Raw genomic sequence first — 657 nt, forward strand, 5'->3', positions numbered from 1 at the left:
TTGGCAACGCAGATGCCGTGCCGCAGCTGCCGGAGCGGTGCTTAAGCCGCAAGGCGGGAATTGTGCGGTGTTGCCTTAGGCTCCCTGTGCAGGCATAAAACCGCCCGGCCGCTTGCAAAGGAGTTTATAACGTTATGATGATCGAACATATCGCACTTTATGTAAATGATCTGGAAGCCGCCAGAACATTCTTTATGAAATATCTGGGCGCAGCGTCAAACGATGGATACCATAACCCCAAAACAGACTTCCGCTCGTATTTCCTCACGTTTGATGATAGCGCACGGCTTGAGCTGATGCACAAACCGGAAATGCCGGATCAGCCAAAAGAGCTTTCCCGTGCCGGATATGCCCATATCGCGTTCCGCGTGGGCAGCCGTGAAAAAGTAGACGCCTTGACCGCAGAACTGAAAGCCGACGGCTATAAGGTCATCAGCGGCCCCAGAACGACCGGCGACGGCTATTACGAAAGCTGCATTGCTGCGATCGAGGGGAACCAGATCGAACTCACGGTTTGATCATATCGTTCCTGCATCGGCCGCAGGGCGCACCGTTGGGGGTAAATCTCCCCGCCGTTTTTAGGCAATACCGCATAATTCTAAGTGCCGATACGGCGAGCGAGGTGCGGCAGATGCCAAGCCAAAAGCGCAGATAATA

General features: G+C 54.0%; 1 protein-coding gene. It reads left to right on the forward strand.

All coding sequences use genetic code 11. The annotated features are described in order from the left end of the window. The first annotated feature begins 134 nt into the window (after positions 1-134). Positions 135-518, forward strand: a complete 384-nt coding sequence (locus C4885_RS16195) for a VOC family protein (RefSeq protein ID WP_114001309.1) — start codon at positions 135-137, stop codon at positions 516-518. Positions 519-657 lie beyond the last annotated feature (139 nt).

It is taken from the genome of Subdoligranulum sp. APC924/74 (assembly GCF_003324125.1).
Taxonomy (GTDB): Bacteria; Bacillota; Clostridia; order Oscillospirales; family Ruminococcaceae; genus Gemmiger; species Gemmiger qucibialis.

Excerpts from the sequence above, each read along its gene's own strand:
- C4885_RS16195 (WP_114001309.1), top strand. The coding sequence starts at position 135 with ATGATGATCGAACATATCGCACTTTATGTAAATGATCTGGAAGCCGCC.